Here is a 23,553-nt window from a genome sequence, read left to right as displayed (position 1 = left end):
TGCAAGGTTTTGGTCGTATTGTAAAATCCTTTTGACAACTGATATTGGCATAATAATAAACCTATATTTACCCGTTAAATGTAAAAAGTACATAAGAGACTATATCCGTATGAATAAAAAATCGATCATTTACCTCCTTTTGGCTTGTGCTGTGTTTGGAGGTGGATACTTTCTGATAACTGCTAAAAAAGACAAAAAAGAAGCTGATAAGCCCAATGGGAAAAAAGATATGCCAGTCCCCGCACAGGCTATCATTGCCAAATCTTCCGTCGCCGATAGATCCATTAATCTCTCGGGAAGCATTGACGCAGAAGAGCAGGTTGAAATCAGAAGTGAAGTAAGTGGTCGAATCACCAAAATCTATTTCTCCGAAGGGCAGCGCATCAAACAGGGCGAACCCTTGATCAAGATTGATGATATTGAACTTCAGGCACAATTAAGACAAGCACAAACAACAAACCAGCTGAATGCCGAAAATGAACGTCGGGCCAAACTATTGCTGCAAAAAGGAGCAATCAGTCAGGAAGAGTTTGATATAGCCAGTGCAGCCTTAAAAACCTCCTTAGCACAGATCCAGTTGATTCAGGCACAAATATCCAAAACAACCATCCGCGCCCCTTTTAGTGGCATGATTGGACTTCGGAATATTTCCGTAGGTGCCATTGTCTCATCCAGTACCCTGATTACGAACTTAGTGAAGGACAATCTTGTCAAAATTACTTTTGCAGTTCCCGAAAAATACAGCAATATTATTAAAATAAACATGCCCATTGAGTTCAGCGTAGCCAACGACCCAACCGTCATAAAAGCAAACATTTACGCCGTTGAACCACAAGTATCACTTAACACCAGAACACTCACCGTCCGCGCCAGAGCAACGAACGATCAGGGCAAATTGAAAGTCGGATCCTTTGTCAATGTGATTGTGCCGATCGAAGTGGAAAACGATGCGATATCCATTCCAACAGAAGCCATTGTTCCCGTACAGGACGGAAAAAAGGTCTTTGTATTACAGCATGGCCTTGCCAAGGAAGTGAAGGTTGAAACAGGTGCGCGTACCGACAAAGACATCGTCATTCTATCTGGCATCAGTGCCGGTGACACCGTTTTAACCACGGGCGTTCTGTCGTTAAAAGATGGAGCAAAAGTTAAGGTATCATTAGCTAACTAGTTGTACATGAATTTATCTGCAGTTTTTATTAAACGCCCTGTTTTAACTATTGTCGTCAATATTACCATCATATTGTTTGGCTATATTGGTTTTAGTTTTCTTGGCGTACGCGAATACCCCTCTATTGACCCAGCAATTGTTTCCGTCAGAACAAACTATGCCGGTGCCAATCCAGATATCATTGAATCTCAGATTACCGAGCCGCTAGAAAAGGCCATAAACTCGATCGATGGTATCCGCAACATCTCTTCTTCGAGCAATCAGGGATCCAGTAATATCACCATTGAGTTTGATTTAAAAAAGAACCTTGAGGAAGCCGCAAATGATGTCCGGGATAAAGTATCCCAAGCCGTGCGAAGCCTGCCACAGGATATTGATGCCCCACCGGTGGTATCCAAAGCCGATGCGGACTCCGATCCTATTATTACATTGACATTGCAAAGTGAGACGCGCGATAAACTTTCGCTAAGCGACTACGCCGAAAATGTGATTTCCGAAAGGTTGCAAACCATCCCCGGTGTCAGCAGCACACAGATCTATGGTCAAAAACGTTACGCCATGCGTCTATGGCTCAACCCCGACCGTATGGCTGCCTATGGTATCACGGCTTCGGATATTCGTACGGCATTGAATAGCCAGAATGTTGAGTTACCTTCGGGGAAAATTGTCGGAAACACAACCGAACTCACCGTAAAAACCGTCGGCAACCTGTCTACCCCCGAGCAATTCAATAACATCATTTTAAAGGCCGATAGCAGCCGTATCGTCAAGTTTATCGATATTGGCCGAGCAGAAATAGATGCTGAAAATCTCGAAACAAAAATGGTCAGTAACGGTAAACAGCTGGTCGGTATTGCCATTATTCCGCAGCCGGGAACAAATTACCTCGATATTGCCAACAATTTCTATAAAATGCTCGATCAGATCAAAGAAGATCTGCCGCAGGATATTATACTCAACATCGCTTCTGACAATACAACATTTATTAAAAAGTCTGTTGAGGAAGTCGCCGAGACACTCCTTATTTCGATCATTCTGGTCACCCTGATTATCTATTTTTTCTTCCGCGACTGGGGTATCGCACTACGTCCTCTATTGGACATTCCCGTATCCTTGATCGCGACATTCTTTATTATGTATATTTTCGGATTTTCCATCAATGTACTGACGCTGCTCGCTATTGTACTCGCGACGGGGCTTGTCGTCGACGACGGTATCGTTGTTACCGAAAATATCTTCAAGAAGGTTGAAGAGGGAATGTCGCCTATTGAGGCGGCCCTGAAAGGGTCGAAGGAAATATTCTTCGCTGTTATTTCCATTTCAATCACACTTGCAGCCGTATTCTTACCCGTTATATTTCTTCAGGGCTTTGTGGGACGGCTTTTCCGGGAGTTTGGTGTCGTCATCGCCTCGGCCGTATTGGTTTCCGCATTTGTTTCCCTCACACTCACGCCGATGCTCAACGCCTATCTGATCAAAGGCGGTGGACACAAGAAGACAAAATTTTACGATTGGACAGAACCCATGTTCGTCAAAATGAATAAAGGTTATGCCAATGCGCTGGAAAAATTCATGAAATTCAAATGGATAAGCTTTCCAATTCTGATCCTATGTTTTGTGATTATTGGCATCCTTTTCTCCTCCATTAAAAAAGAAACGGCGCCTTATGATGACAGAAGCAGCATCTCTGTCAACGTGACGGGCCCTGAGGGTGCTACTTATGAATACATGGACCGATACATGCAAGATCTGGATAAATTAGTCTATGACTCCATTCCCGAAAACAAAATCAGTTTAAACATTACCTCTCCTGGTTTCGGAGCGAGTTCGGTCAACTCCGGACGTATACGGATGACACTGGTAGATCCTGAAGAACGTAAAAAGTCTCAGGATGATATTGCAAAAGAACTGACCAAATGGACAAAAAAATATGATGGTGTCCGCGTCAATGTTTCGCAAACGCCAACGATATCCATGAATCGCAGAGGTGGATTACCTGTTCAGTACATTATCCAGGCACAAAATTTTGAAAAACTTCAGGAAAAGATACCCGAATTTATGAATGAGGTCAACAGCGATCCGGCATTCTCCACAACGGACATCAACCTGAAGTTCAACAAACCCGAACTGCATGTCGAAATTGATCGTCTGAAAGCACTCAGTCTGGGCGTTTCCGTACTTGATGTTTCGCAGTCCCTCCAATTATTGCTAAGCGGTCAACGTTTCGCCTATTTTATGCGTGATGGCAAACAATATCAGGTCATAGGCCAGGTTGAAAACGACCGTAGAGCCACGCCAACAGACCTTGCGTCAATTTACGTGCGTAATAACCTCGGACAGCTTATCCAGTTAGACAACGTTGTAAGCGTTAAGGAAGAAAGCAGTCCACCCCAACTCTACCACAATAACCGTTACATGTCGGCTACAGTTTCAGCCGGTTTGGCGCCGGGCATGAGTATGAGCGACGGCATTGCAGCAATGGATCGCATTAAAGAAAAGGTACTCGATCAAAGCTTCACCACCGACCTCAGTGGCGAATCACGTGACTTCGTTGAAAGTAGCTCCAATACCTTATTTGCCTTTGGTCTTGCTTTGTTGCTTATCTACCTAATCTTAGCTGCCCAATTTGAGAGCTTCCTCGACCCATTTATCATTATCCTTACAGTACCGATGGCCGTTGCCGGTGCACTGATAAGTCTATGGTTATTTGATCAAACCTGGAATATATTCAGCCAAATTGGAACGATTATGCTCATCGGTCTCGTGACCAAAAATGGTATCTTGATTGTTGAGTTTGCTAACCAAATGCGCGAAGAAGGAATGGAAAAATTTGAGGCAATTATGCACTCCGCCGAATCACGACTCAGACCGATCTTAATGACAAGTCTGGCCATTGCCCTGGGTGCATTACCAATTGCCATGTCACTTGGCGCTGCTTCAACGAGCAGAATTGGTATGGGGGTTGTTATCGTTGGTGGTACAATATTCTCCCTTATCCTAACCTTGTTCATTATCCCGGCGATCTATTACATGTGGTCAAGACAAAAAAAGCATAGACCTGAATTTGATAACATTAAAAGCTACGAATAATAAAGACATGAAGAGAAATTTCATCCTACTAGTATTACTTTACTCCATCATGTTTCAAGCTCGTGCACAAGAGATACTGACCTTGGAAGATGCGCTAAAAACAACGTTGAGCAATAACTTCAATATTCTTTTGGCTAAAAATGACAATAACATTGATATGGAGAATACCAGTCTAGGAAGCGCTGGTATGCTTCCAGCAGTAACTGGAACGTTCAGCAGAAGCAACTCCATCCAGAATTCAAGACAGGTCAGAGCAGATGGTCAAATACAGCAGATTTCCAATGCAAAAAATGATAACATGTCTTATGGAGTCAACCTAAACTGGACGATATTCGATGGATTGGGCATGTTTGCCCGTCGCGACCGCTTCAAAGAAATACAACGTCAAGGGGAAGCGGAGATTAAATATCAAGTGATTACCCAACTCAGCGAAGTCATGGCAACCTACTACAATCTGGTGCAACAAAAGCGCCTGATAAATGCCCTAGATACAACCATCACCTTATCGAGATACCGTGTCACGCTTGCCGAAAATCGCCTGGAGATCGGAAAAGGCTCCAAGCTTGATCTCCTGAATGCAAAAGTCGATTTGAATACCGATCAGACAAACCTGCTCAGACAGCAGGAAAGCTTCAAAAATACCAAGACTTACCTCAATCAGCTGATGACGCGCGACTTGAGCTTAGATTTTCAAATTGAAGACGAAATGAAACTTGATACGGATCTTAAACTTGGTAATCTGATCGAAATTGCTGATCGACAAAATCCGCAAATTCAGCTTGCCATCATCAACAATCGGGTGGCCGAACTCAACCTAAAAGCAGTTAAGGCCGAACGTTATCCCAAAATTGGCTTAAATAGTGGGTACAACTGGAACGAATCACACTCCTCCCTCGGTTTCTCGACAGAAAACAAAAATAGAGGTCTTACCTACGGCGTATCGGCTTCCCTTAATATATTCAATGGATTTCTTCAAAATAGAAACGAACGGATAGCCAAATTTCAGATTAAAGGCTCAGAACTACAGATACAGCAACAAAAACAAGATATCCAGGCTCAGGTCAGAACCCTATTCCAAACCTACATCACCAATATGGAGCTGGCTAATGTAGAACGGAAAAATGAGGAGCTGGCAAAAGAAAATTTAAACATCACGATGGATAAATTCCGTATCGGTACCATCACAACCTTAGAAGTAAGAACAGCGCAGTTAAACTACATCAATGTAATGACACGTAGCTATACAGCACAATATGATGCGAAGGTATCCGAGATACGCCTAAAAGAATTAACAGGCGAAACGTATTAGAAATTTCTTTTTACAAGAGGTCCTCTTAGAAAGGAACACAATACTGATGCGCTTTTTAACAGCATCTATCATTAAAAGCGAAAGGCTCCTTAACTAAATGAGGAGCCTTTCGTTTGTCTATTTAATAGTCAATTGCTATAATAGATTTCAGCGGTATTAAAACGCCACTTTTAATCTGAATATATCTATCGGTTAACGACCATACAGTGGTCTCGATACGCTTTGGTCCGGAATCAGTCTCAAAGGCGATTTCAGTTTTGGATTTAAACTCATTTCCCAACCGAAGTGCCCCTTTCAATTTATCCATAAAAGTCGCTGTCTTATCTTCACTCGCCGGGATAAATTTAAATTGAGGAATTTCCTCTTTAGCTATTAGTTCTCCAACCATAATACTAGCATTTAATGTGTAAATTATTGTTTTGCGCTATACTACTTTTATAACGCTTTAAAGCCAATCTTATTTTATCTCTTTCTGCCATTGGCTTATTTAAATCTACCGATTCCCATGATAAAAATCAATTAAATACTTGAAAACTATCATTTATTTTACAATAAAAAAACGATTGTACTTTGGACACACTGCTCCGCTTTGGGGGGCACCAGCAAGCCCAACAGGCATTTATAACGAGATATCTAAATATAGTGTCATTTCATTTTGAATTTATAGTCCAAATCATTCATATTGCCTATTTTTACTCAAAATAATATGTAAATGGAAAAATCTGTTTTTGAAAAAGAGTGGGAAATTTATTTCACACAATGCTATTCTAACGGCCGCATTCGTTTCTCCGATTTATCCAATATCCTGCAGCTTACCGCCGGAGAACATGCCAATGCTGTCGGATTCGGTTTTAAAGAAATGGCCAAACATAACCAAACCTGGGTACTTAGCCGCATACGCATAGAGATTGTACGGTTGCCCAAATGGATGGATCATGTCAAGGTAAAAACTTGGGTTCAAGAATTAGAGGGCGCACGCTCAACGCGGAATTTTGAAATTACAGTCAATGGACAGATCTATGTTACTGCAACCAGTTATTGGGCTGTCATCAATACCGTGAAAAGGAGCTCTGAAACACTCGCAATTTCCACCGAAGATTTTACCACCTACCCTGATCGCCCGGCAACACAACAGCCATTTTCAAAATTGGATATTTCCCAGACCGTCAAAAATATTGATGAATATAGCGTTAAGCTCTCTGACCTGGATATTGTCAATCACGCCAACAATGTAAAATACCTGGACTGGTGTATGGACAGATTGCCCATTGAGCTTGTATTGACCAATCAGATCAGATCTTTAGAGATGAATTACCTGCGTGAATTACGCTATAATGATACCGTTGAAATTAACGGCGATGCGACAGATCAAGGTTACTTTATGACTGTTACTAAACAGCAACGAATCCACTTTGCTTTGGCTATAGAAACAAAATAAAAAGGGAGGCTTTGAGCCTCCCTTCTATTTTACATATAGCATAATGTTATGCAAATGCCTTATCTCCTTTTTTGTAAGGAAGGTTGCCATCAAATCTTCCTGGGATCTTCACAAAACGCAATGCTTTTGTACAACCCAGCTCTGAGTTAAAGAAACCAGTCAATGTCAACTGTTTGAACATCGTGAACCAGTGTGGTGGATCGTTCTCAACATAATTGTACAATTGATTTTGTTTTTCTCTATTTTTCTCCAGAATATCTTTTTGATCTTCAGCTTGCTTTTTATTAAACTCGTTTGCTTCTTTATCCAAAGCAGCGGCAACAGCTGTTCTGTCTTCAGCAGAAAGCTCCAGGAATGGTTTTCCTTTCACCTCTTTTGCTTTATCATCTAAGCTCCCCAAACCAGTTAAAAATGCTTTTTGTTGCTTCTCCGTATAACAATCGCGAACCATGACCGGAATAAAACTTCCTACCCCTGCTTCTTTCGCACCCGGAGTTGCGGTAGCTGGTAAAATTGCTTCAGCCAAGTCACCTAATAAATCAGTTGTCTTCGCTTCAAACAAGGCTTGTACATCTTTTGTTGCTGAGCGTGTACAACCTTCCAAAAATAAATTAGCGCCGATAACGGTACCTCCTAAAATTAAGGCAACTCGTTGTAATGCTTCTCTTCTATTCATACTACTAAATATCTTAATTTTAGAAATTATATTTCATTTCCCAACCTTGTCTGTAATTACGTTTTACATATTGATTGACGTTATCAAAATTGGTGACACGCATGTTATCGTTATCCCACAACAATTTTAAGTTACGTCCAGGGTATTTACCATCAATACGTAAATCAGCACCTCTGATCGCTAGGTTAGCCATTAATAAAGCTTCTGTCAACGGACCTGCTATTTCAAAAGGTGAACTCACTTCTTTCTTGCCGTATCCAGCTTGACAAGCTTCAACCCATTGTGCATAGTGTCCGCCTTCTTGTCCTTGAACACGGGCATATTTCTGTACCACCTGCTCTTTTCTTGAAGTTGGCAACAAGCGTGCATTCTGGCCGTAGGTATCAGCAAGGATTTTACCTTTTGTACCAACAAGTAAAATACCATTACCACCATCACCAAAAATTTCGTTTGGACCTAATTCATCCGGACGAGCAGGCTGAATACCACCATCCATCCAATGTAAGGTAACAGGACCATTTGTACGTGGCGTTTTAGGGAAAGTTAATGTCGCATGGCTCGATGGAGGGCAACTTTCAGGGAAATATCCGCGTTTGAACTCATCCACATACACCGATCCTACAGTTGCCTGTACATCTTGTACATAAGTCAATCCTAAGGTACTGAAAGGAACTTCCAACAAGTGGCAACCCATATCGCCCAGTGCACCAGTACCATAATCCCACCAGCCGCGCCAGTTGAAAGGCACCAATTTATCAACATACTCTTTATGCGGCGCTGTACCTAACCAAAGGTCCCAATCCAATTCTTTTGGAATTTCAGCTTTACCTGTAGGCCATGCAATACCTGAAGGCCATACCGGACGATCTGTCCAACAATATACCGTATGTACATCACCGATCAGACCCGCTTCATACCATTCGCGTACAAAACGCGGTCCATCATTCGATGCACCTTGATTTCCCATTTGGGTAACAACCCTATATTTCTTAGCTGCATGCGTCAATGCTCTAGCTTCCCATACATCGTGAGTCAACGGTTTTTGAACGTACACGTGTTTACCCAATTGCATAGCTGCAAGCGCTTGAATCGCATGTTGATGATCTGGAGTTGATACAGAAACGGCTTCTATACGTTTGTGCTCCTTATCCAACATCTCACGGTAGTCTTTGTAATATTTTGCTTTCGGGTAACGTTTCAACGCACCAGCTGCACGACGGTCGTCCACATCACACAAGAAAGCTAGATCTGCTTTTCCTGAATCATGAAATGCATTGATGTCACTAAAACCTTTACCCCCTACACCAATACCTGCTACTTGTAATTTGTCACTTGGAGCTGTAAAGCCATTTCCGCCCAATACATGGCGAGGGACGATCATAAAAGCCGCAGCAGCAGTTGCTGCGCTCTTTATAAAACCTCTTCTACTCGTCTTATTTGAGTTATTTTCCATTGTTATCAATCTTTAGCTATTAGATGTTACCTTTTTTCAATTCGCTCACTGCGAAATCAACCGCACGAGCAGTAAGCGCCATATACGTTAATGAAGGGTTGACACAACCTGCAGAAGTCATACATGCACCGTCCGTTACGAAAACATTCAATGCATCCCAAACTTGGTTGTTACCATTTAATACCGAAGTTTTCGGATCACGTCCCATACGGGCAGTTCCCATTTCGTGGATACCTTGGCCCAGACCATATACGTTATCGTACGTATACGTATCTTTTACGCCAATGCTTTCCAACATTTCCTTCATTTCATTTTGCATGTCACCACGCATCTTCAATTCATTATCCTTGATCTCAGCGTCAAATGATAATACAGGTAAACCCCATTTATCTTTTTTGGACTTGTCAAGTGTAATTTTATTTTCGTGATATGGCAAGGTTTCTCCAAAGGCTGTAAAGCCAACCGTCCAGTCGCCTGGCTCACAGATTGCATCTTTCCAAGCGCCACCTACTTCCATCTCTGCTACTGCACCAGACCAGCGTCCACGACCTGCAGCACCTTGGTAGCCAAATCCACGTACATAGTCGCGTTTTTTGGTATCACCTTCTACGTTTACAAAACGTGGTACATACAAACCTGTCGGTCTACGTCCAAATACATAGCTATCTAAATAGCCTTCCAACTTACCACCAGCACCACAACGGAAATGGTGATCCATCAAATTGTGGCCCAATTCACCGCTGCTACTTCCTAAACCACCTTCCCAAACATCTGTAGCTGAGTTCATCAATACCCAAGTCGAGTTTAATGCAGACGCACAAACAAAAATTACTTTAGCGAAAAACTCATAGGTTTGGTTTGTTTCAGCATCAACAATCTCAACGCCTTTTGCCTTTTTCGTGTTTTTATCGTAGATAATCTTTGTTACGATAGAAAAAGGACGCAATGTTAAGTTATTTGTCTTTTTTGCTGCAGGAAGAGTCGCCGATTGCGTACTGAAATAAGCACCAAAATTACAACCCAACCAACATTGATTTTGATATTGACAATTTACACGGTCATGATGCGGAACAGTAATGTTTGCTGTTCTACCCATGATGAAATGACGTTGACCACCGTATTGTTTTTTCAAACGCTCAGCCAGGTCTTTTTCAACGATGTTCATCGCCATTGCCGGCATGTAATCTCCATCTGGCAAAGACGGTACACCGTCTCTATTCCCAGAGATACCCGCAAATTTTTCAGCATAACTATACCAAGGAGCAATTTCATTATAACGAATCGGCCAATCTACACCGTGACCATCTTTTAAGTTAGCTTCAAAATCCAAATCGCCCAAACGATAAGATTGTCTTCCCCACATTAAAGAACGTCCACCAACATGATACCCACGGTACCAGTCAAAACGTTTTACTTCGGTATATGGACTCTCTTTTTCATTTACCCAAAAATCCAGGTTCTTCTCATTCAAAGGATAATCTCTACGCAAAACCGGATAATCTTCGATCATTTGTTGCGTACGACCGCCAGCATGAGGCCATTCCCATGGATTTTTATTTGGCGCAGTATAATCCTTGATGTGTTCAATGTTACGACCACGCTCCAGCATAATTGTTTTCAGCCCTTTCTCTGTCAATTCTTTCGCAGCCCATCCACCACTTATCCCCGAACCGATTACAATTGCGTCATAAGTATTTGTTGCCATCTCTCTTCTAATTATTTGTTTTTAAATAGTTATTTTTTCTGTTTAGTGTGCAGCATTTGTACTGTCGATCTTTTCATCCTTAAATAGGGCTAAAAAGATAAAAAATACAACCGCTGCGATTATTGCAGGTACAACCCAGGTATGATTCCAAAATCCTGCTAGGTCTGTTGCTTTCATCTCTTTGTATTTGTCTCCTACGTAACCTGCTACCCAGAAACCGATCAACTGTCCAACGCCATAGGTTGCCAAAGTGATCAAGCCCTGTGCTGCTGATTTGTATTTAACACCAGCTTTGCTATCTGTATAAATCTGTCCTGAAACAAAGAAAAAGTCATAACAGATACCGTGCAATGCAATACCGATCAACAACATAAAGGATAATTCACCCGCATTGCCATAAGCAAATAGCAGGTAGCGGATTACCCAAGCCAGCATACCCACCAAAATTGTTTTCTTAAAGCCAAATCTTGTAAAGAAAATTGGTAAGGCCAATAAGAACAATACCTCAGACCCCTGACCGATTGTCATTTTACCAGTAGCATTTTCCAGCCCTATCTCGGAAAGAAAAGGGTTTGCATTAGAATAATAAAATGCCAAAGGAATACAGATCAATACCGAAGAAATGAAAAAGATAAAGAAGTTCTTGTCTTTTAACAATTTAATCGCATCCAGACCAATAATTGATGCAAAGGATGGTTTTTCGTTTTCATCCAATTTAACCGGCGGCGTTTTGGGCAGTGCAAAAGAAAATACACCCAATACTAAAGAAGCAACGCCCGATAATAGGAAAGTATTTTTTAATGCTCCTTCTGATGCTTTTGCATCCCAAAAATAACTAATAACTAAACCTGCTACAATCCAACCAATAGTTCCCCAGATACGTATACCTGAAAACTGCTTTTCCGGATTCGTCAATTGTCGAAAAGAAACTGAACTAGTCAAAGCCAATGTTGGCATATAAAGTATCATATAGGCCAATACATACGGATAAAATGTCGACATGTCTGCAGCACCATACATCTGATACATTAATACTGCACCAACCAAGTGTAAAACACCCAAAATACGCTCTGCATTAAAATAGCGATCTGCAATCATTCCGACAATAAAAGGAGCGATAATAGCACCCAATGATTGTGTTGAAAATACATTAGCCTTTTCAAATTCTGTTGCATTCAAATTCTTACTCAAGAAAGTACCTAATGTGACAAACCATCCCCCCCAAATAAAAAATTCGAGGAACATCATGAAGGATAGTTTAAATTTTATTGTTGATGAAATCATAAAAAAAATGGTGTTTTACAATACTACTAATTGGTTTTACCTGCTCAATTTAAGAAATTAAATCTAATTGTCAATAGTACACTATTAAAATATTACAAAAAGCTATCGACCTCGCGATAAGCGGCCACCAAGCGATCCTCCCCCTCTTTACCAGGTTTGGAAATGCCATGTTCCATTCCCATGATACCCTTATATCCTTTACTATGAATGTGTTTGAATACGTTTTTATAATTGATCTCGCCTGTAGTCGGTTCTTTACGACCTGGATTATCGCCGATTTGAATATAAGCAATTTCATCCCAGCAACGATTCATATTTGCAATTAAATCTCCTTCGGTACGCTGCATATGATAAATATCATATAAAATTTTACAGGATGGACTGTTCACCGCTTTACATAAAGCATAGGTCTCATGTGTTTGCTGCAAAAATAAATCTGGTGTATCACTTAAGGTTTCCAACACCATTACTAAACCATGTGGTTCAAAGATCTCCGCACCCTTACGCATGGCAGTAAGTATGTTGCTGAACTGATTACCCCAAGGCAGTTTTCTTTCATAAAAGCCCGGTACCACAGTCAGCCATTTTGCATTGCAACGCTTGGCAGCTTCGACGGACTTCTTGCATGTTTCGACAAACTTGTCTAAATACTCTTGTTTACCCGTCGCTAAAGAAGGCATCCAGTTTTGTCCGCCATCCACAACAAATACACCCATGGTCATGCCTAACTTAGCTAATAAATCACCAATCTTCTTCTGCTCGTCCAATGTTCTGCCCAAATAGCCATTATCTTCTATTCCGCGAAATCCCAAATCATACATATACCGAATTTCATCGAGGAAGTTATCACCTGCATGATTTTTGAACATCCCCTGATGCGGGGCATAATTTAAGTTGAATGTCTTTCCTTTATCCATTGTATTTGCTGTATTTTGAGTGGTTGACGCAAAAGTCTGTCCAGCTAGTCCTGCCCCGGCGGCCAAAAGACTACCTTTAATAAAATCCGATCTCTTCATTTTATTTATAATTGATTAATTTTTAAATAATTTACCAAATCCATCCGAATAAATCGCTTCAATGGACTGATTTTTATTTTTAAAAATGACAAAAACCTCCACACCCTTCAATTTTTTGGCCTTTGTCTTAATTTGTTCGGGTTCCATGCCCATAAAATAATTATCCAGTGCATCCGCTTCCATAGCAGTCTTCGCATAGACGCTGACACTCAATATATCGGTCATGTATGGGAAACCCGAAACAGGGTCTATATGATGCCCCAATTTTTTCCCTTTGTATTTAATAAACTTTTCAAAACTGCCGGCCGTTGTGAGCGCCCCTTCTTTGAGCTGCGCAACAGCGGTCATCAATTCCTCCCCACCCGTATCATCGGGCTGAACAATACCAATGGAAAAACCCTGTCCACCTGGCGGAGTCCCCAAAGCCCTGATTTCACCACCTACCTCTACCATATAATTGGCAATTCCCTTCCGGCCAAGATAGTCGGCCAAAACATCCACCGTATAGCCCTGCGCAATACCATTGACATCAATTTTAATCCCCTTTTTCTTTTTGATCAGCCGATTGCCGCTAACCTTCAGATAGTGCATTCCCACCAGTTCCTTCGCTTTTAGCACCGTCGCCGAATCTGGAGCGACCGGGCTCTTATTAGCACCAAAGCCCCATCGGTTGACTAGCGGGGCAATAGTAATATCGAATTGACCTTTCGATAATTTATGATATTTAAAGGAAGCTTTTATCACCTTGGCCATATGACTATCCATCACGATAGACATTACCGTATCTGTATTGAACTTGGATATTCTCGAGTCCTTCCTATAAATTGACATCGACAAATCGATCGCCGTTAAAATACTATCAACTTCCGACCGTCTAACAAGACTGTCGGAAGCGAAGTAAGTGATATGGAATTGGGTCCCCTGCGCGGGGCCCTCCAGCCTAATTTTATGGACTTTCGTTGATGGTATTTGCGCCTGTACATCAATGCAACAAATCGTGACAAAAAATAGAAGACACAAATTCCACTTTAATCCCATTGGCCCAAAAACTTAAATATATAGGTTTGTGTTTTGACCAGGCATCGCTACAGGGTAAAAACCTTCTGCATCGGGAAGTAATTTTGGTTTAGCATCCCAAGCAAGTACATCTGGTCCCAATTTGATGGTCGATTTCAAGGCTTCATCCCACTTGATCACCTTACCCGTATAACAAGCGATACGTCCGATAATACCTGTCAACGTACTATAAGCACCATATTCTGCATTATCAAATTTATATTCGCCTTTCGAAATTGCTGTAAAAAGTTCCTTATGTTCTTGTTGATAAGGATTTGGATTGCCCTTGGCATCATGGCGATAGATTTCTTTTCCTTTCCAGTCGTACAATACAGCCTGTCCACCTGCAGAAAGATAAGCACGTCCTTTTGTTGCCTGGAATTGCTCGTCTACACGGTTATGTATACCCTCAAAGTGTCTACATTGACTATAAACAACACTATTGTCAGCATATGTTAATTCTAATGCGAAATTATCATAGATTTCACCATACTCTTTGCCGGTACGGTGTGCTCTGCTCCCTGTTCCTTGGATTGATACAGGATAAGCACCTTTCACCCAATTGGCGATATCAATATTGTGCACGTGCTGCTCAACGATATGATCGCCACACAACCAGTTAAAATAATACCAGTTACGCATTTGGTAATCCATTTCAGTTTGCTCTGGCTTACGCGGACGCACCCATACACCTCCTGAGTTCCAATAGACTTGTCCAGAGGTAACATCACCGATTGCACCTTCGTGAATACGCTTGATAGCCTCACGGTAATTCGTTTGATAACGGCGTTGCAAACCAACCACAACATTCAATTTTTTACGTTTAGCTTCTGCAGCTACACGTATGACCTGCTGTACACCAGGGATATCAACAGCTACCGGCTTCTCCATGAAAACATGTTTACCTTGACGGATCGCTTCCTCAAAATGCATTGGTCTAAATCCTGGAGGAGTTGCCAAGATAACAACATCGGCCAATTGAATTGCATCTTTATACGCATCGAACCCTACAAATTTATGGTTGTCACTTACATCGATCTTATCTTGCCATTTTTCTTTGAGCGTTTTATAAGTACTCTCTAAATTATCTTTAAAAGCATCTGCAAGTGCCACCACTTTAATGTTCATTCCCGAACTTAACGCATCAAATGTAGCTCCAGTTCCGCGGCCCCCACAGCCCACTAAGGCAACTTTGATAACATCTGAGCCAGCGGCATATGCACCTGATAAAGGCATTGAGCTCAACACAGCGCCCCCAGCAACTACAGCAGAAGTTTTAATAAAATCTCTTCTTTCTAGATTTTCCATAACAGTTTTATATTGATTATTTTATATTAAAAGTCTTTGATTGGCTGTTTGTCGTAATAAGCCATAATTTCTTCGTGACTTGGTGGATTAAGGGGTCTTACCAGTCTCATACCCACGAATGGGGCTTCCGGAAACCACCAGTTACTTTTTGGAATTTGTGGATCCAACTGTTTCCACACGGGATCTGAAGCACCACGCGCAGCAGAGCGCATGTCCTCTGCCCCGCTGTCAAAAGCACCACCGCGTACAACATGTGGATACAGGGTTGTCGGAACGACTACGGGGTTGGTCAATACCTTTCCTTTGCCTTCATTGTAACTATCGGCCTTATATTGATCATAAGTCCACTCGGCAACATTGCCATAAATATCATAAAGGCCCCAAGGGTTCGGTTTCTTCTGTCCTACAATATGTGTTTTCTGTTCACCATTATCTTTATACCAGGCATAATCTGCTAATGGCGTTGCTTGATCGCCGAAAAAATAAGTTGTCTTTGAACCAGCTCGAGCTGCATATTCCCACTCAGCCTCTGTTGGTAAACGATAAAACACACCGGTACGGACATACAACCACTTACAGAATTGGATGGCATTGTAATGTGTCATCGCCAAGGCCGGGTGCCCCTCTTTTCCAAAACCAAAAGTCATATCCAAATAGGGTTTGGTAGGTCGCGTAACAGCATCAATCTCTTTGGATACTTTACCGTCCTTGCTCTTTGCAATCTCATAATCTTTATACAGAAATGGCTCAAACAGATCCCAGGTTACTTCATACTGCCCCATCCAAAATGGGTCCAACTTCACCTCATGTGCAGGTTTTTCATCCTCTTTCCCCCCGCTTGTAGTTCCCATTTTAAAACTACCACCAGGGATTGCTAGCATTTTGAACGTCAGATTAGTCCCTTCAATGGGTTGCTCATACGGTTCGAACGTCTTCTGAGCCATAGCGTGCACGCCAGCAAATAACAAAACAGGAATAAAGATTCTTTTTAACATATTTAGGTTTGTAATTAGAGACTAAAATATAAAATAAGGTGTATACTTTACACTTTGACACTATAACTTTTTTATTACAGTTTAATTCTTAACATAATAGTCCATTCGTAATAACGATTTAGCAAGATACTGATTAGGGTCCCGGGGGAACTTAACTAGCCTGAAAATCAAGATCAATAAAAAAGGTTTTCCATTTTCATGGAAAACCTTGATATCTTATCACAGCATGCGTGTGTCTAAAGCAGAATCTTACGACTTACCGCTTTATCTATGGTAATATACCCCGGATAGAACACCGACTGCCCTGCGATATTGATAGAAGGTTTAACTTTTAACGTAAATATCCCCTTTTTATTCTCATCGCTTGACATTAAAAAATCCTGCAGGTCCGAATTCTTCAACAAATCATAGATATTGGTCGCTATACGCACATTGGCCACTGTAGATTCTCCGGGCTCTATTTGTAACGATTGATTCACAATCCCTTCCACAAGCTGCTGTCCACCGTAAAGAATGATATACTGAAACTTATTGATAGACGCTTTTTTAAGCGTCGGATTATCAATTTTAAGTCTAATAACTGCTTCCAATGGAATATCTTTCCGCAAATAGGCCAATGCCAAGCTCGGCGCCGCTCCCAGGTCAATTTGATTATTCCTGATCAGTCGTTGCAATGATGTTCCGGCCAATCGAATACTATCTACCGATTCCACATCGAATTTACATTTCGCCAAATTTTCGATCTGTGCCTTTTGTCGATTCACACCACAGCCGGAAATAAACAAACCCAGCAGAACCAAACATCCAAATAAAATTTTCTTGCTCATAGCCACTATTTTCCTCCAAATTTATATAAAACTCCCAGTGTAAACAATGGGTACCCTGCTTTTAAATAGGTATTACTTTTAAAACCGAATACCATACCGTTCGTATATTGCAGCTTCCATCCTTTCCCTAACCCCATTCTTGTATAAAATACAGGTTCAATAAGCATATTATCTTCTTTCTCTGCCGGAAGACCATCAATAGCAAAATTCTTCATACGCATATTGCTCAGTCGGATGATGGTACCGTAATCGATATCATGCCGGTTGCCAAACAATTTCAGGGCATCCTTTTTCTCCGATGAAAAGTTTACCTGCACAAACACCTTGTCAAAATCCATGTCCTTCGTTTCTACAACGGCCTGTCCCATCGTCGACGAACGCTTATCAACCACACTGGTATTACCCAGCCCATAACCCCCGTAAACCTCAAATACACGATTATTTTTTCTGCCAAAGCGTGTATAATAACCTATCCCCGCTTCGCCCATCTTTTGCGCATAGTCTTTGATATTGGATCTATTATCAACATATGAACCATTGGCAATGACAGCCACATGATCAGTTACAGCTACCCCCAGATTTGCAGATACATTGGCCTTTGTATTGATATTGCCGGAAACATAGACCTCGCCAGCTTCTGTAAACATCGGCGCTGAAGGCACATTGGGCATATAAATCGAACTACAGGAATAAAATGAACAGGCAAATAACCCGGCACACAAACCATATCCAAAATTGTTGTATTTCATATGTAAGTATTTATTCAATCGTGCTTGCATCCAGTGATATTTACGAATGCTTCGCCTATTGTCTTAAAAACACCTATCCTTTATAAAAATTGTACCAAAGCGGTTACATTTAACAGAAAATAACAATTTAAACAGTCCAAAAAGCTTAAAAAGCTCAGTACCAAGCCCGATAAATTCAGCATACTAGGTAGCAATTCCGCAGAGCAGCCCGCTATACCGCTCCAAAATCACCCGGTAGCAGGCACATCGGAACAGTAGCTAAAAGTATAAACAACAAAAAAGGCATCAATTTCTTGATGCCTCTCCAATATTGTTGCAAAACCTTATGCTTGTTCTGTAGGAACTACAGATACATAAGATTTATTGTTAGCTTTTTTACGGAAAACTACTTTACCGTCTACTAAAGCGAACAATGTGTGGTCTTTACCAATACCAACGTTTGTGTCAGGATTGTGTTGTGTACCGCGTTGGCGTACGATGATGTTACCAGCGATTGCTTGTTGACCACCGAAGATTTTGATACCTAAACGCTTGCTATGTGACTCACGGCCGTTCTTAGAACTACCCGCACCTTTTTTGTGTGCCATTTCTTTATCTTAATTTAAGACTATTTGTCTGATTAAAAATTCAATTATAACGTAATACCAGTGATCTGGATTTTAGAAAATTGTTGACGGTGACCGTTTTTCTTTTTGTAGCCTTTACGACGTTTTTTCTTGAAAACGATAACTTTATCGCCTTTTAAATGAGACAAAATTTTAGCCGAAACTTTTGCACCAGCAACGCTAGGTGTACCAATGGTGAATTTACCACCGTCTTCTGCTAACAATACATTGTCAAATTCAATACTAGCGCCTTCATCTCCTTGTAAACGGTGTACAAAAAGGAACTGGTCTTTTGCAACCTTAAATTGCTGTCCTGCTATATTTACTATTGCGTACATTGTTAATTAATTAAATGTGTTATTAAATGAAGGGCAAAAGTAATCAGTTTTTATCATAATTCAAAGACAAATTTACTTTTTCGTTTCCATTTAAACGTTATCAGTTGAACAGCATTGTCTTAATCTGTATCGGGACAATGCTGTTCACCCCTGTTTTCGCTTACCAAACCAAAATTCTCTTCTCAGGTGCTACATACATTTTTGCCGTAGGCTGTACATTAAATGCTTTATAGAAGGCCTCCATATTGTATACGGGACCATTTACCCTAAATTGTTCGGGGCTATGTGGATCAACTTTTAAACGTAATCGCATGCGCTCATCGCTGCTCTTTACGCGCCACACTTGCGCAAAACTCAGAAAGAAACGTTGATCTGGTGTAAAGCCATCAATTTTATCCTGCCCCTGCCCTTGCTTGGTTAATTTGAAAGCGTCATAGGCAATATTTAAACCGCCGATATCCGCCAGATTTTCACCTAAAGTAAGCTCACCGTTTACATGTTGATTGTCCAACAGGGTAAAACTACCATATAACTTTGCTACCTGATTGGCGCGTTGCGTAAACTGTTTCGCATCCACTGCGGTCCACCAATCGTTCAAGTTACCGTCTTTATCATATTGACGCCCCTGATCATCAAAACCATGTGTCATCTCGTGTCCGATAACGGCACCGATAGCGCCATAATTGATCGCATCGTCCGCATTGGCATCAAAGAATGGAAACTGCAAGATGCCGGCCGGGAATACAATTTCATTATACGGTGGATTGTAATAGGCGTTCACCGTAGGAGTTGTCATCAGCCATTCCGCTTTGTCAACCGGTTTGCTGATTTTACCTGCCATTTCTTTATAGGCATGCTTTGCAGCAGACTGTAAATTGGCATAGTAGGTATCTTTGGCAACTTCCACGTCACTATAATCTTTCCACTTCTCCGGGTAGCCGATTTTTTTGGTGAACGCTTCCAATTTTTCAATTGCTTTCTTTTTGGTCTCAGGCGTCATCCAGTCCAATTTCTCAATCCGGCTCTTATAGACTTTTTGCAAATTGTCGACCAATTCGAGCATTCGTTTTTTTGCCTCGGGTTTGAAATACTCATCCACATACAGCTTCCCGACAATCTCGCCAAGGTTCTCGTCGGCCGAGCTCACCATCAGCTTCCAACGCTCTTTCTCCTGTTTCTGTCCATTCAGGGTTTTTCCGAATAATTCAAACTTTGCATCCCTGAAACCTTTGCTCAGTGCCGTCGCAGAAGCGTTCGCTAGATCTGCTTTTAGTTTTGTTTTCCAACTATCTAAGGACTGTGATTTCAACAAATTATTTAAAGCAAGATAAAATTTAGGTTGCTGTACCAAAATGGTATCGGTCTTCACATCCAAGCGTTGCAAAATATCTTTCCAATTGAGGTTTGGCGTTTGCTTCTGAAATTCCTGTACCGCAAATTTATGGTAGTTTTTGATGGGATCCCGCAATTCCACAGGTGTAGCATGCGATTTGGCAATTTCTGTTTCCAAGCGCAGCACTTCCTCTGCCGACTTTTGCGCATTTGCCCCTTCGCCGATCAGCCCGAATAATTTTACCAGATACGCAACATAAGCCTCCCGGATTTTCTTCGCTTTGTCATCCTGATCCAAGTAATAACTCGCTTCAGGCAGGTTGAGTCCCCCCTGAAAAAATTGCAATGCATTTTTAGTGCTGATCCGGTCATCTGCGGCCACATAAAATGTAAAAAGATCACCATCACCCTCCTTAAATCCATCCGCAGCATAAGCGATCAATTCATCAATACTTTTCAACCCATTGATTTTTTGAATGGCCCCTTCGATCGGTTTTGCGCCCAATTTATCAATCGTCACCGTATCCATACCACTCGCATAGAAATCGCCGGCCTTTTGCTGATCGGAACCTTTTTTATTGTCAGACTTTGCCGCACCTTCCAAAATAGATTTTAGGTTTGCTAGGTTTTCATCAGCAAGAATATAAAATGAACCCCAGCCAGTTTCAGAAGCCGGGATCTGGGTGTTTTTCATCCAGCTTCCATTCGCATATTGGAAGAAATTATCTCCTGGATTCACTGTAGTCTCCATGCCTGAGACATCAAAAAAATTTGTGCGGACCTCCTGAGCAGTATCGCTTTTCTTATTTGACTGACATGACATCATCATTAAGACCATGGATAGCGTCCCCCATTTGACTTTTTGTATCATATTTTAAGAGATTAAAAGAGTATTTAAATTTACTTCAAAAGTTTCACTTCATACAAATCCTTCCGTCTATCCTTCTTGACTTTAACAGTACCATACTCATGCAGGTCTCTCAGGGCATAAAGATCAACGTCGGCAATAAGCACCATTTCGGCATTCGGTGTCGCCTCAGCTTTAATGGCATTATTGGGAAAAGCAAAGTCCGAAGGGGTAAAAACAGCGGACTGCGAATATTGTATATCCATATTATTCACACGGGGTAAATTGCCCACAGAGCCGGCAATAGCCACATAACATTCATTTTCTATCGCCCTAGCCTGTGCACAGGTACGCACCCGGATGTATCCGTTTTGGGTATCCGTCATAAAGGGCACAAATAGGATCTGCATCCCCTGATCGGCCAAAATACGGCTCAGTTCAGGAAACTCTACGTCGTAACAGATCAACAGTCCCACTTTACCGCAATCGGTATCAAACACCTTCACCTCACTTCCGCCCACCATACCATAATATTTAAATTCATTTGGTGTGATGTGAATTTTTTTAAACTCATCCAGCTTACCGTTGCGATGACAGAGGTAGGAAACATTATAGAGCTTTTTGTTTTCCATCAAAGGCATCGACCCTGCAATGATATTGACGTTGTAGGAAACGGCAAACTGTTGAATGCGATCGATAATCTCTGAAGTATGCTGCGCAAGCCTTTCCATTGCCAGGCGCTCCGGGAGATCGTTATAGGGGCTCATGAGTGGCGTATTGAAAAATTCCGGAAACATGATAAAATCTGTTCCATAATCACTCACTGTATCCACAAAAAACTCGATCTGATCATAAAATGCCTCTAGGTTATCAAACAAACGCATCTGCCATTGCACCAGACCCAAGCGGATCGTCTGCTTCGTCGTCGAAATCGAGCGCGTCTCTGACTCATAATAAATATTATTCCATTCCAACAGAGTAGCGAATTCCATGGATTCAGCATCTTCGGGCAGATAATGCTTAAGTATTTTTTTGACATGAAAATCATTCGAAAGCTGAAAGGTCAGCGTCGGATCATAGATCTCTTTACGTTTGACTTTCTCGATGTAAACCCGCGGACTCATTTTATCCGCATAGTTATGGTAATTGGGAATACGCCCCCCGGCAACAATACATTTGAGGTTCATCTGTTCACACAGCTCCTTACGTGCATCATAAAGACGGCGTCCAAGACGTAACGCCCGATGTGCCGGATGAACAAACACTTCTATCCCGTACAGTGTATCTCCATCATCACTATGTTTGGTAAACTTACCGTCATCGATAATATCATAATAACTATCGTAAATATTATTCTTCTTTGAATTTAGGATAATCGACAAGGCACAAGCGACCACATGTCCATCAATCTCCACACATAACTGCCCTTCGGGAAATAATTCTATCAAATCCTGAATATTTTCCTTTGACCAGGTTTCGCCGACACCATCATAAGCCTGTTCCATCGATTTTTTCAAATCAACATAATCCTTCTTTGTCAAGTTACGCACTTGAATATCCATATAAATCTCCTTTTTGAAATTAGTTATTTAAATTTAGTAAAAGTAAAGGCCAAGTCCAAAACTAGCAATAGGCAACAAGCGAATACTAGATGGCACCCTATTTTATATTTTAGACAGTGCTTACTCAGTGATTGTTCAGTGCTCGTTCAGTGCTTGCTCAGTGTAGACTGAATATGCACTGACTTATTACTGTCTAAACATTGATTAAAAAATGTTAATAGAAACTACCTGGTATGCAGATGTTTCAATTTTAATATAGATCTTGATGATCTTATCCCTTAACAGGCAGTTAGGCAATCGTCTTTTTCATACATGAACCGAATCGGGGTATCGGAAAGACTTTTCTAAAATTAAGGACATAAAAAAAAGCGCCAATGTTCAATTGGCGCTTCGATATCTCAATGATAGCTGCTATCAACTATGCTTGACCTTGTGGCGTTCCAAAAGGGAATGCAACTGTAGGATCGCCACCTTGTTGAGGTTGTTCAGCAACACCTAAGTCCATTTTAATTGGGCCATTTAATGCTTCGAAACGGTTCACGTTATCAACCAATGCACCTAACAAGCGTTTTGCATGCTCCGGAGTCAAAACGATTCTTGATTTCACTTTTGCTTTTGGCACTCCTGGCATCACACGGATAAAGTCAACCACAAATTCAGTATTAGAGTGAGTGATAATCGCAAGATTTGAGTAGATTCCTTCTGCTACTTCTTCTGTCAACTCAATGCTCAATTCGTTTTGATTTTGGTTATTTTCCATAATAATTCTAATGATAAGTTAATATATTCTTA

20 protein-coding genes are annotated in these 23,553 nt (G+C 41.2%); 4 read left to right on the top strand and 16 right to left on the bottom strand.

The annotated features are described in order from the left end of the window. The first annotated feature begins 109 nt into the window (after positions 1 to 109). Genes HS960_RS06285 through HS960_RS06275 form a run of 3 tightly spaced genes read left to right on the top strand, consistent with a single transcriptional unit; the run spans position 110 to position 5,570 of the window. Positions 110 to 1,171 carry an efflux RND transporter periplasmic adaptor subunit gene (locus HS960_RS06285; RefSeq protein WP_153844720.1) on the top strand — a complete coding sequence of 354 codons (1,062 nt, stop codon included), beginning with the start codon at positions 110 to 112 and terminating at the stop codon, positions 1,169 to 1,171. A gap of 6 nt (positions 1,172 to 1,177) precedes the next feature. Beyond that, positions 1,178 to 4,261, top strand: a complete 3,084-nt coding sequence (locus HS960_RS06280) for an efflux RND transporter permease subunit (RefSeq protein ID WP_120334078.1) — start codon at positions 1,178 to 1,180, stop codon at positions 4,259 to 4,261. A gap of 7 nt (positions 4,262 to 4,268) precedes the next feature. Further along, positions 4,269 to 5,570: a TolC family protein gene (locus HS960_RS06275; protein WP_153844721.1), complete on the top strand. Its 1,302-nt coding sequence runs from the start codon at positions 4,269 to 4,271 to the stop codon at positions 5,568 to 5,570. A 121-nt stretch (positions 5,571 to 5,691) separates the two neighbouring features. Here HS960_RS06275 and HS960_RS06270 read toward each other — a convergent pair whose 3' ends face one another. Further along, the gene (locus tag HS960_RS06270; RefSeq protein WP_172462508.1) at positions 5,692 to 5,958 is read right to left on the bottom strand and encodes a hypothetical protein; all 267 of its coding nucleotides are present in this window, start codon (positions 5,956 to 5,958) and stop codon (positions 5,692 to 5,694) included. A gap of 324 nt (positions 5,959 to 6,282) precedes the next feature. Here HS960_RS06270 and HS960_RS06265 point away from each other — a divergent pair, with 324 nt between their 5' ends. Then, positions 6,283 to 7,008: an acyl-[acyl-carrier-protein] thioesterase gene (locus HS960_RS06265; protein WP_153844722.1), complete on the top strand. Its 726-nt coding sequence runs from the start codon at positions 6,283 to 6,285 to the stop codon at positions 7,006 to 7,008. Between the two features lie 46 nt (positions 7,009 to 7,054). Here the strand turns inward: HS960_RS06265 and HS960_RS06260 are convergent, their stop codons facing one another. From HS960_RS06260 to HS960_RS06190, 15 genes are all read right to left on the bottom strand, one after another. Continuing rightward, positions 7,055 to 7,684 carry a gluconate 2-dehydrogenase subunit 3 family protein gene (locus HS960_RS06260; RefSeq protein ID WP_153844723.1) on the bottom strand — a complete coding sequence of 210 codons (630 nt, stop codon included), beginning with the start codon at positions 7,682 to 7,684 and terminating at the stop codon, positions 7,055 to 7,057. A 19-nt stretch (positions 7,685 to 7,703) separates the two neighbouring features. Continuing rightward, positions 7,704 to 9,137: a Gfo/Idh/MocA family protein gene (locus HS960_RS06255; protein ID WP_182331844.1), complete on the bottom strand. Its 1,434-nt coding sequence runs from the start codon at positions 9,135 to 9,137 to the stop codon at positions 7,704 to 7,706. A gap of 19 nt (positions 9,138 to 9,156) precedes the next feature. Beyond that, the gene (locus HS960_RS06250) at positions 9,157 to 10,842 is read right to left on the bottom strand and encodes a GMC oxidoreductase (RefSeq protein WP_153844724.1); all 1,686 of its coding nucleotides are present in this window, start codon (positions 10,840 to 10,842) and stop codon (positions 9,157 to 9,159) included. A gap of 42 nt (positions 10,843 to 10,884) precedes the next feature. Then, positions 10,885 to 12,123 carry a nucleoside permease gene (locus HS960_RS06245; protein ID WP_182333132.1) on the bottom strand — a complete coding sequence of 413 codons (1,239 nt, stop codon included), beginning with the start codon at positions 12,121 to 12,123 and terminating at the stop codon, positions 10,885 to 10,887. A gap of 95 nt (positions 12,124 to 12,218) precedes the next feature. Next, a complete protein-coding gene (locus tag HS960_RS06240) occupies positions 12,219 to 13,142 on the bottom strand; it encodes a hydroxypyruvate isomerase family protein (protein WP_075992889.1) in 924 nt (307 codons plus the stop codon). A 15-nt stretch (positions 13,143 to 13,157) separates the two neighbouring features. After that, a complete protein-coding gene (locus tag HS960_RS06235) occupies positions 13,158 to 14,180 on the bottom strand; it encodes an FAD:protein FMN transferase (RefSeq protein WP_182331842.1) in 1,023 nt (340 codons plus the stop codon). 12 nt (positions 14,181 to 14,192) lie between these two features. Continuing rightward, a complete protein-coding gene (locus HS960_RS06230) occupies positions 14,193 to 15,506 on the bottom strand; it encodes a Gfo/Idh/MocA family oxidoreductase (RefSeq protein ID WP_182331840.1) in 1,314 nt (437 codons plus the stop codon). A gap of 26 nt (positions 15,507 to 15,532) precedes the next feature. Further along, positions 15,533 to 16,501 (bottom strand): formylglycine-generating enzyme family protein, encoded by a 969-nt coding sequence (locus HS960_RS06225; protein ID WP_153844727.1) that lies wholly within the window; start codon positions 16,499 to 16,501, stop codon positions 15,533 to 15,535. A 236-nt stretch (positions 16,502 to 16,737) separates the two neighbouring features. Further along, on the bottom strand, positions 16,738 to 17,328 hold the full coding sequence (locus HS960_RS06220; RefSeq protein WP_120334071.1) for a hypothetical protein: 591 nt from the start codon (positions 17,326 to 17,328) through the stop codon (positions 16,738 to 16,740). A 5-nt stretch (positions 17,329 to 17,333) separates the two neighbouring features. Further along, positions 17,334 to 18,077: a hypothetical protein gene (locus tag HS960_RS06215; protein WP_153844728.1), complete on the bottom strand. Its 744-nt coding sequence runs from the start codon at positions 18,075 to 18,077 to the stop codon at positions 17,334 to 17,336. Between the two features lie 323 nt (positions 18,078 to 18,400). Next, on the bottom strand, positions 18,401 to 18,664 hold the full coding sequence (gene rpmA / locus HS960_RS06210; RefSeq protein ID WP_046672918.1) for a 50S ribosomal protein L27: 264 nt from the start codon (positions 18,662 to 18,664) through the stop codon (positions 18,401 to 18,403). 44 nt (positions 18,665 to 18,708) lie between these two features. Then, the gene (rplU, locus tag HS960_RS06205) at positions 18,709 to 19,020 is read right to left on the bottom strand and encodes a 50S ribosomal protein L21 (protein WP_028068281.1); all 312 of its coding nucleotides are present in this window, start codon (positions 19,018 to 19,020) and stop codon (positions 18,709 to 18,711) included. Positions 19,021 to 19,180: 160 nt separating this feature from the next. Next, positions 19,181 to 21,223 (bottom strand): M13 family metallopeptidase, encoded by a 2,043-nt coding sequence (locus tag HS960_RS06200; protein ID WP_182331838.1) that lies wholly within the window; start codon positions 21,221 to 21,223, stop codon positions 19,181 to 19,183. Between the two features lie 29 nt (positions 21,224 to 21,252). Continuing rightward, the gene (locus tag HS960_RS06195; RefSeq protein ID WP_075992894.1) at positions 21,253 to 22,761 is read right to left on the bottom strand and encodes a carbon-nitrogen hydrolase family protein; all 1,509 of its coding nucleotides are present in this window, start codon (positions 22,759 to 22,761) and stop codon (positions 21,253 to 21,255) included. Positions 22,762 to 23,179: 418 nt separating this feature from the next. After that, on the bottom strand, positions 23,180 to 23,521 hold the full coding sequence (locus tag HS960_RS06190) for a DUF3467 domain-containing protein (RefSeq protein WP_153844730.1): 342 nt from the start codon (positions 23,519 to 23,521) through the stop codon (positions 23,180 to 23,182). Between the last annotated feature and the right edge of the window lie 32 nt (positions 23,522 to 23,553).

The sequence above is a fragment of the Sphingobacterium paramultivorum genome, from assembly GCF_014109745.1.
GTDB classification, from domain to species: domain Bacteria; phylum Bacteroidota; class Bacteroidia; order Sphingobacteriales; family Sphingobacteriaceae; genus Sphingobacterium; species Sphingobacterium paramultivorum.
The sequence above is the reverse complement of the archived record's forward strand: the minus strand, read 5'-3'. Positions and strand labels throughout refer to the sequence as shown.

What these genes read in the sequence shown, in the direction of transcription:
- HS960_RS06200 (WP_182331838.1), bottom strand. Translation starts at nt 21,223, where the DNA reads ATGATACAAAAAGTCAAATGGGGGACGCTATCCATGGTCTTAATGATG.
- HS960_RS06230 (WP_182331840.1), bottom strand. Translation starts at nt 15,506, where the DNA reads ATGGAAAATCTAGAAAGAAGAGATTTTATTAAAACTTCTGCTGTAGTT.
- HS960_RS06195 (WP_075992894.1), bottom strand. Translation starts at nt 22,761, where the DNA reads ATGGATATTCAAGTGCGTAACTTGACAAAGAAGGATTATGTTGATTTG.
- HS960_RS06255 (WP_182331844.1), bottom strand. Translation starts at nt 9,137, where the DNA reads ATGGAAAATAACTCAAATAAGACGAGTAGAAGAGGTTTTATAAAGAGC.
- HS960_RS06215 (WP_153844728.1), bottom strand. Translation starts at nt 18,077, where the DNA reads ATGAAATACAACAATTTTGGATATGGTTTGTGTGCCGGGTTATTTGCC.
- rpmA (WP_046672918.1), bottom strand. Translation starts at nt 18,664, where the DNA reads ATGGCACACAAAAAAGGTGCGGGTAGTTCTAAGAACGGCCGTGAGTCA.
- HS960_RS06190 (WP_153844730.1), bottom strand. Translation starts at nt 23,521, where the DNA reads ATGGAAAATAACCAAAATCAAAACGAATTGAGCATTGAGTTGACAGAA.
- HS960_RS06260 (WP_153844723.1), bottom strand. Translation starts at nt 7,684, where the DNA reads ATGAATAGAAGAGAAGCATTACAACGAGTTGCCTTAATTTTAGGAGGT.
- HS960_RS06235 (WP_182331842.1), bottom strand. Translation starts at nt 14,180, where the DNA reads ATGGGATTAAAGTGGAATTTGTGTCTTCTATTTTTTGTCACGATTTGT.
- HS960_RS06220 (WP_120334071.1), bottom strand. Translation starts at nt 17,328, where the DNA reads ATGAGCAAGAAAATTTTATTTGGATGTTTGGTTCTGCTGGGTTTGTTT.
- rplU (WP_028068281.1), bottom strand. Translation starts at nt 19,020, where the DNA reads ATGTACGCAATAGTAAATATAGCAGGACAGCAATTTAAGGTTGCAAAA.
- HS960_RS06265 (WP_153844722.1), top strand. Translation starts at nt 6,283, where the DNA reads ATGGAAAAATCTGTTTTTGAAAAAGAGTGGGAAATTTATTTCACACAA.
- HS960_RS06240 (WP_075992889.1), bottom strand. Translation starts at nt 13,142, where the DNA reads ATGAAGAGATCGGATTTTATTAAAGGTAGTCTTTTGGCCGCCGGGGCA.
- HS960_RS06275 (WP_153844721.1), top strand. Translation starts at nt 4,269, where the DNA reads ATGAAGAGAAATTTCATCCTACTAGTATTACTTTACTCCATCATGTTT.
- HS960_RS06270 (WP_172462508.1), bottom strand. Translation starts at nt 5,958, where the DNA reads ATGGTTGGAGAACTAATAGCTAAAGAGGAAATTCCTCAATTTAAATTT.
- HS960_RS06250 (WP_153844724.1), bottom strand. Translation starts at nt 10,842, where the DNA reads ATGGCAACAAATACTTATGACGCAATTGTAATCGGTTCGGGGATAAGT.
- HS960_RS06280 (WP_120334078.1), top strand. Translation starts at nt 1,178, where the DNA reads ATGAATTTATCTGCAGTTTTTATTAAACGCCCTGTTTTAACTATTGTC.
- HS960_RS06285 (WP_153844720.1), top strand. Translation starts at nt 110, where the DNA reads ATGAATAAAAAATCGATCATTTACCTCCTTTTGGCTTGTGCTGTGTTT.
- HS960_RS06225 (WP_153844727.1), bottom strand. Translation starts at nt 16,501, where the DNA reads ATGTTAAAAAGAATCTTTATTCCTGTTTTGTTATTTGCTGGCGTGCAC.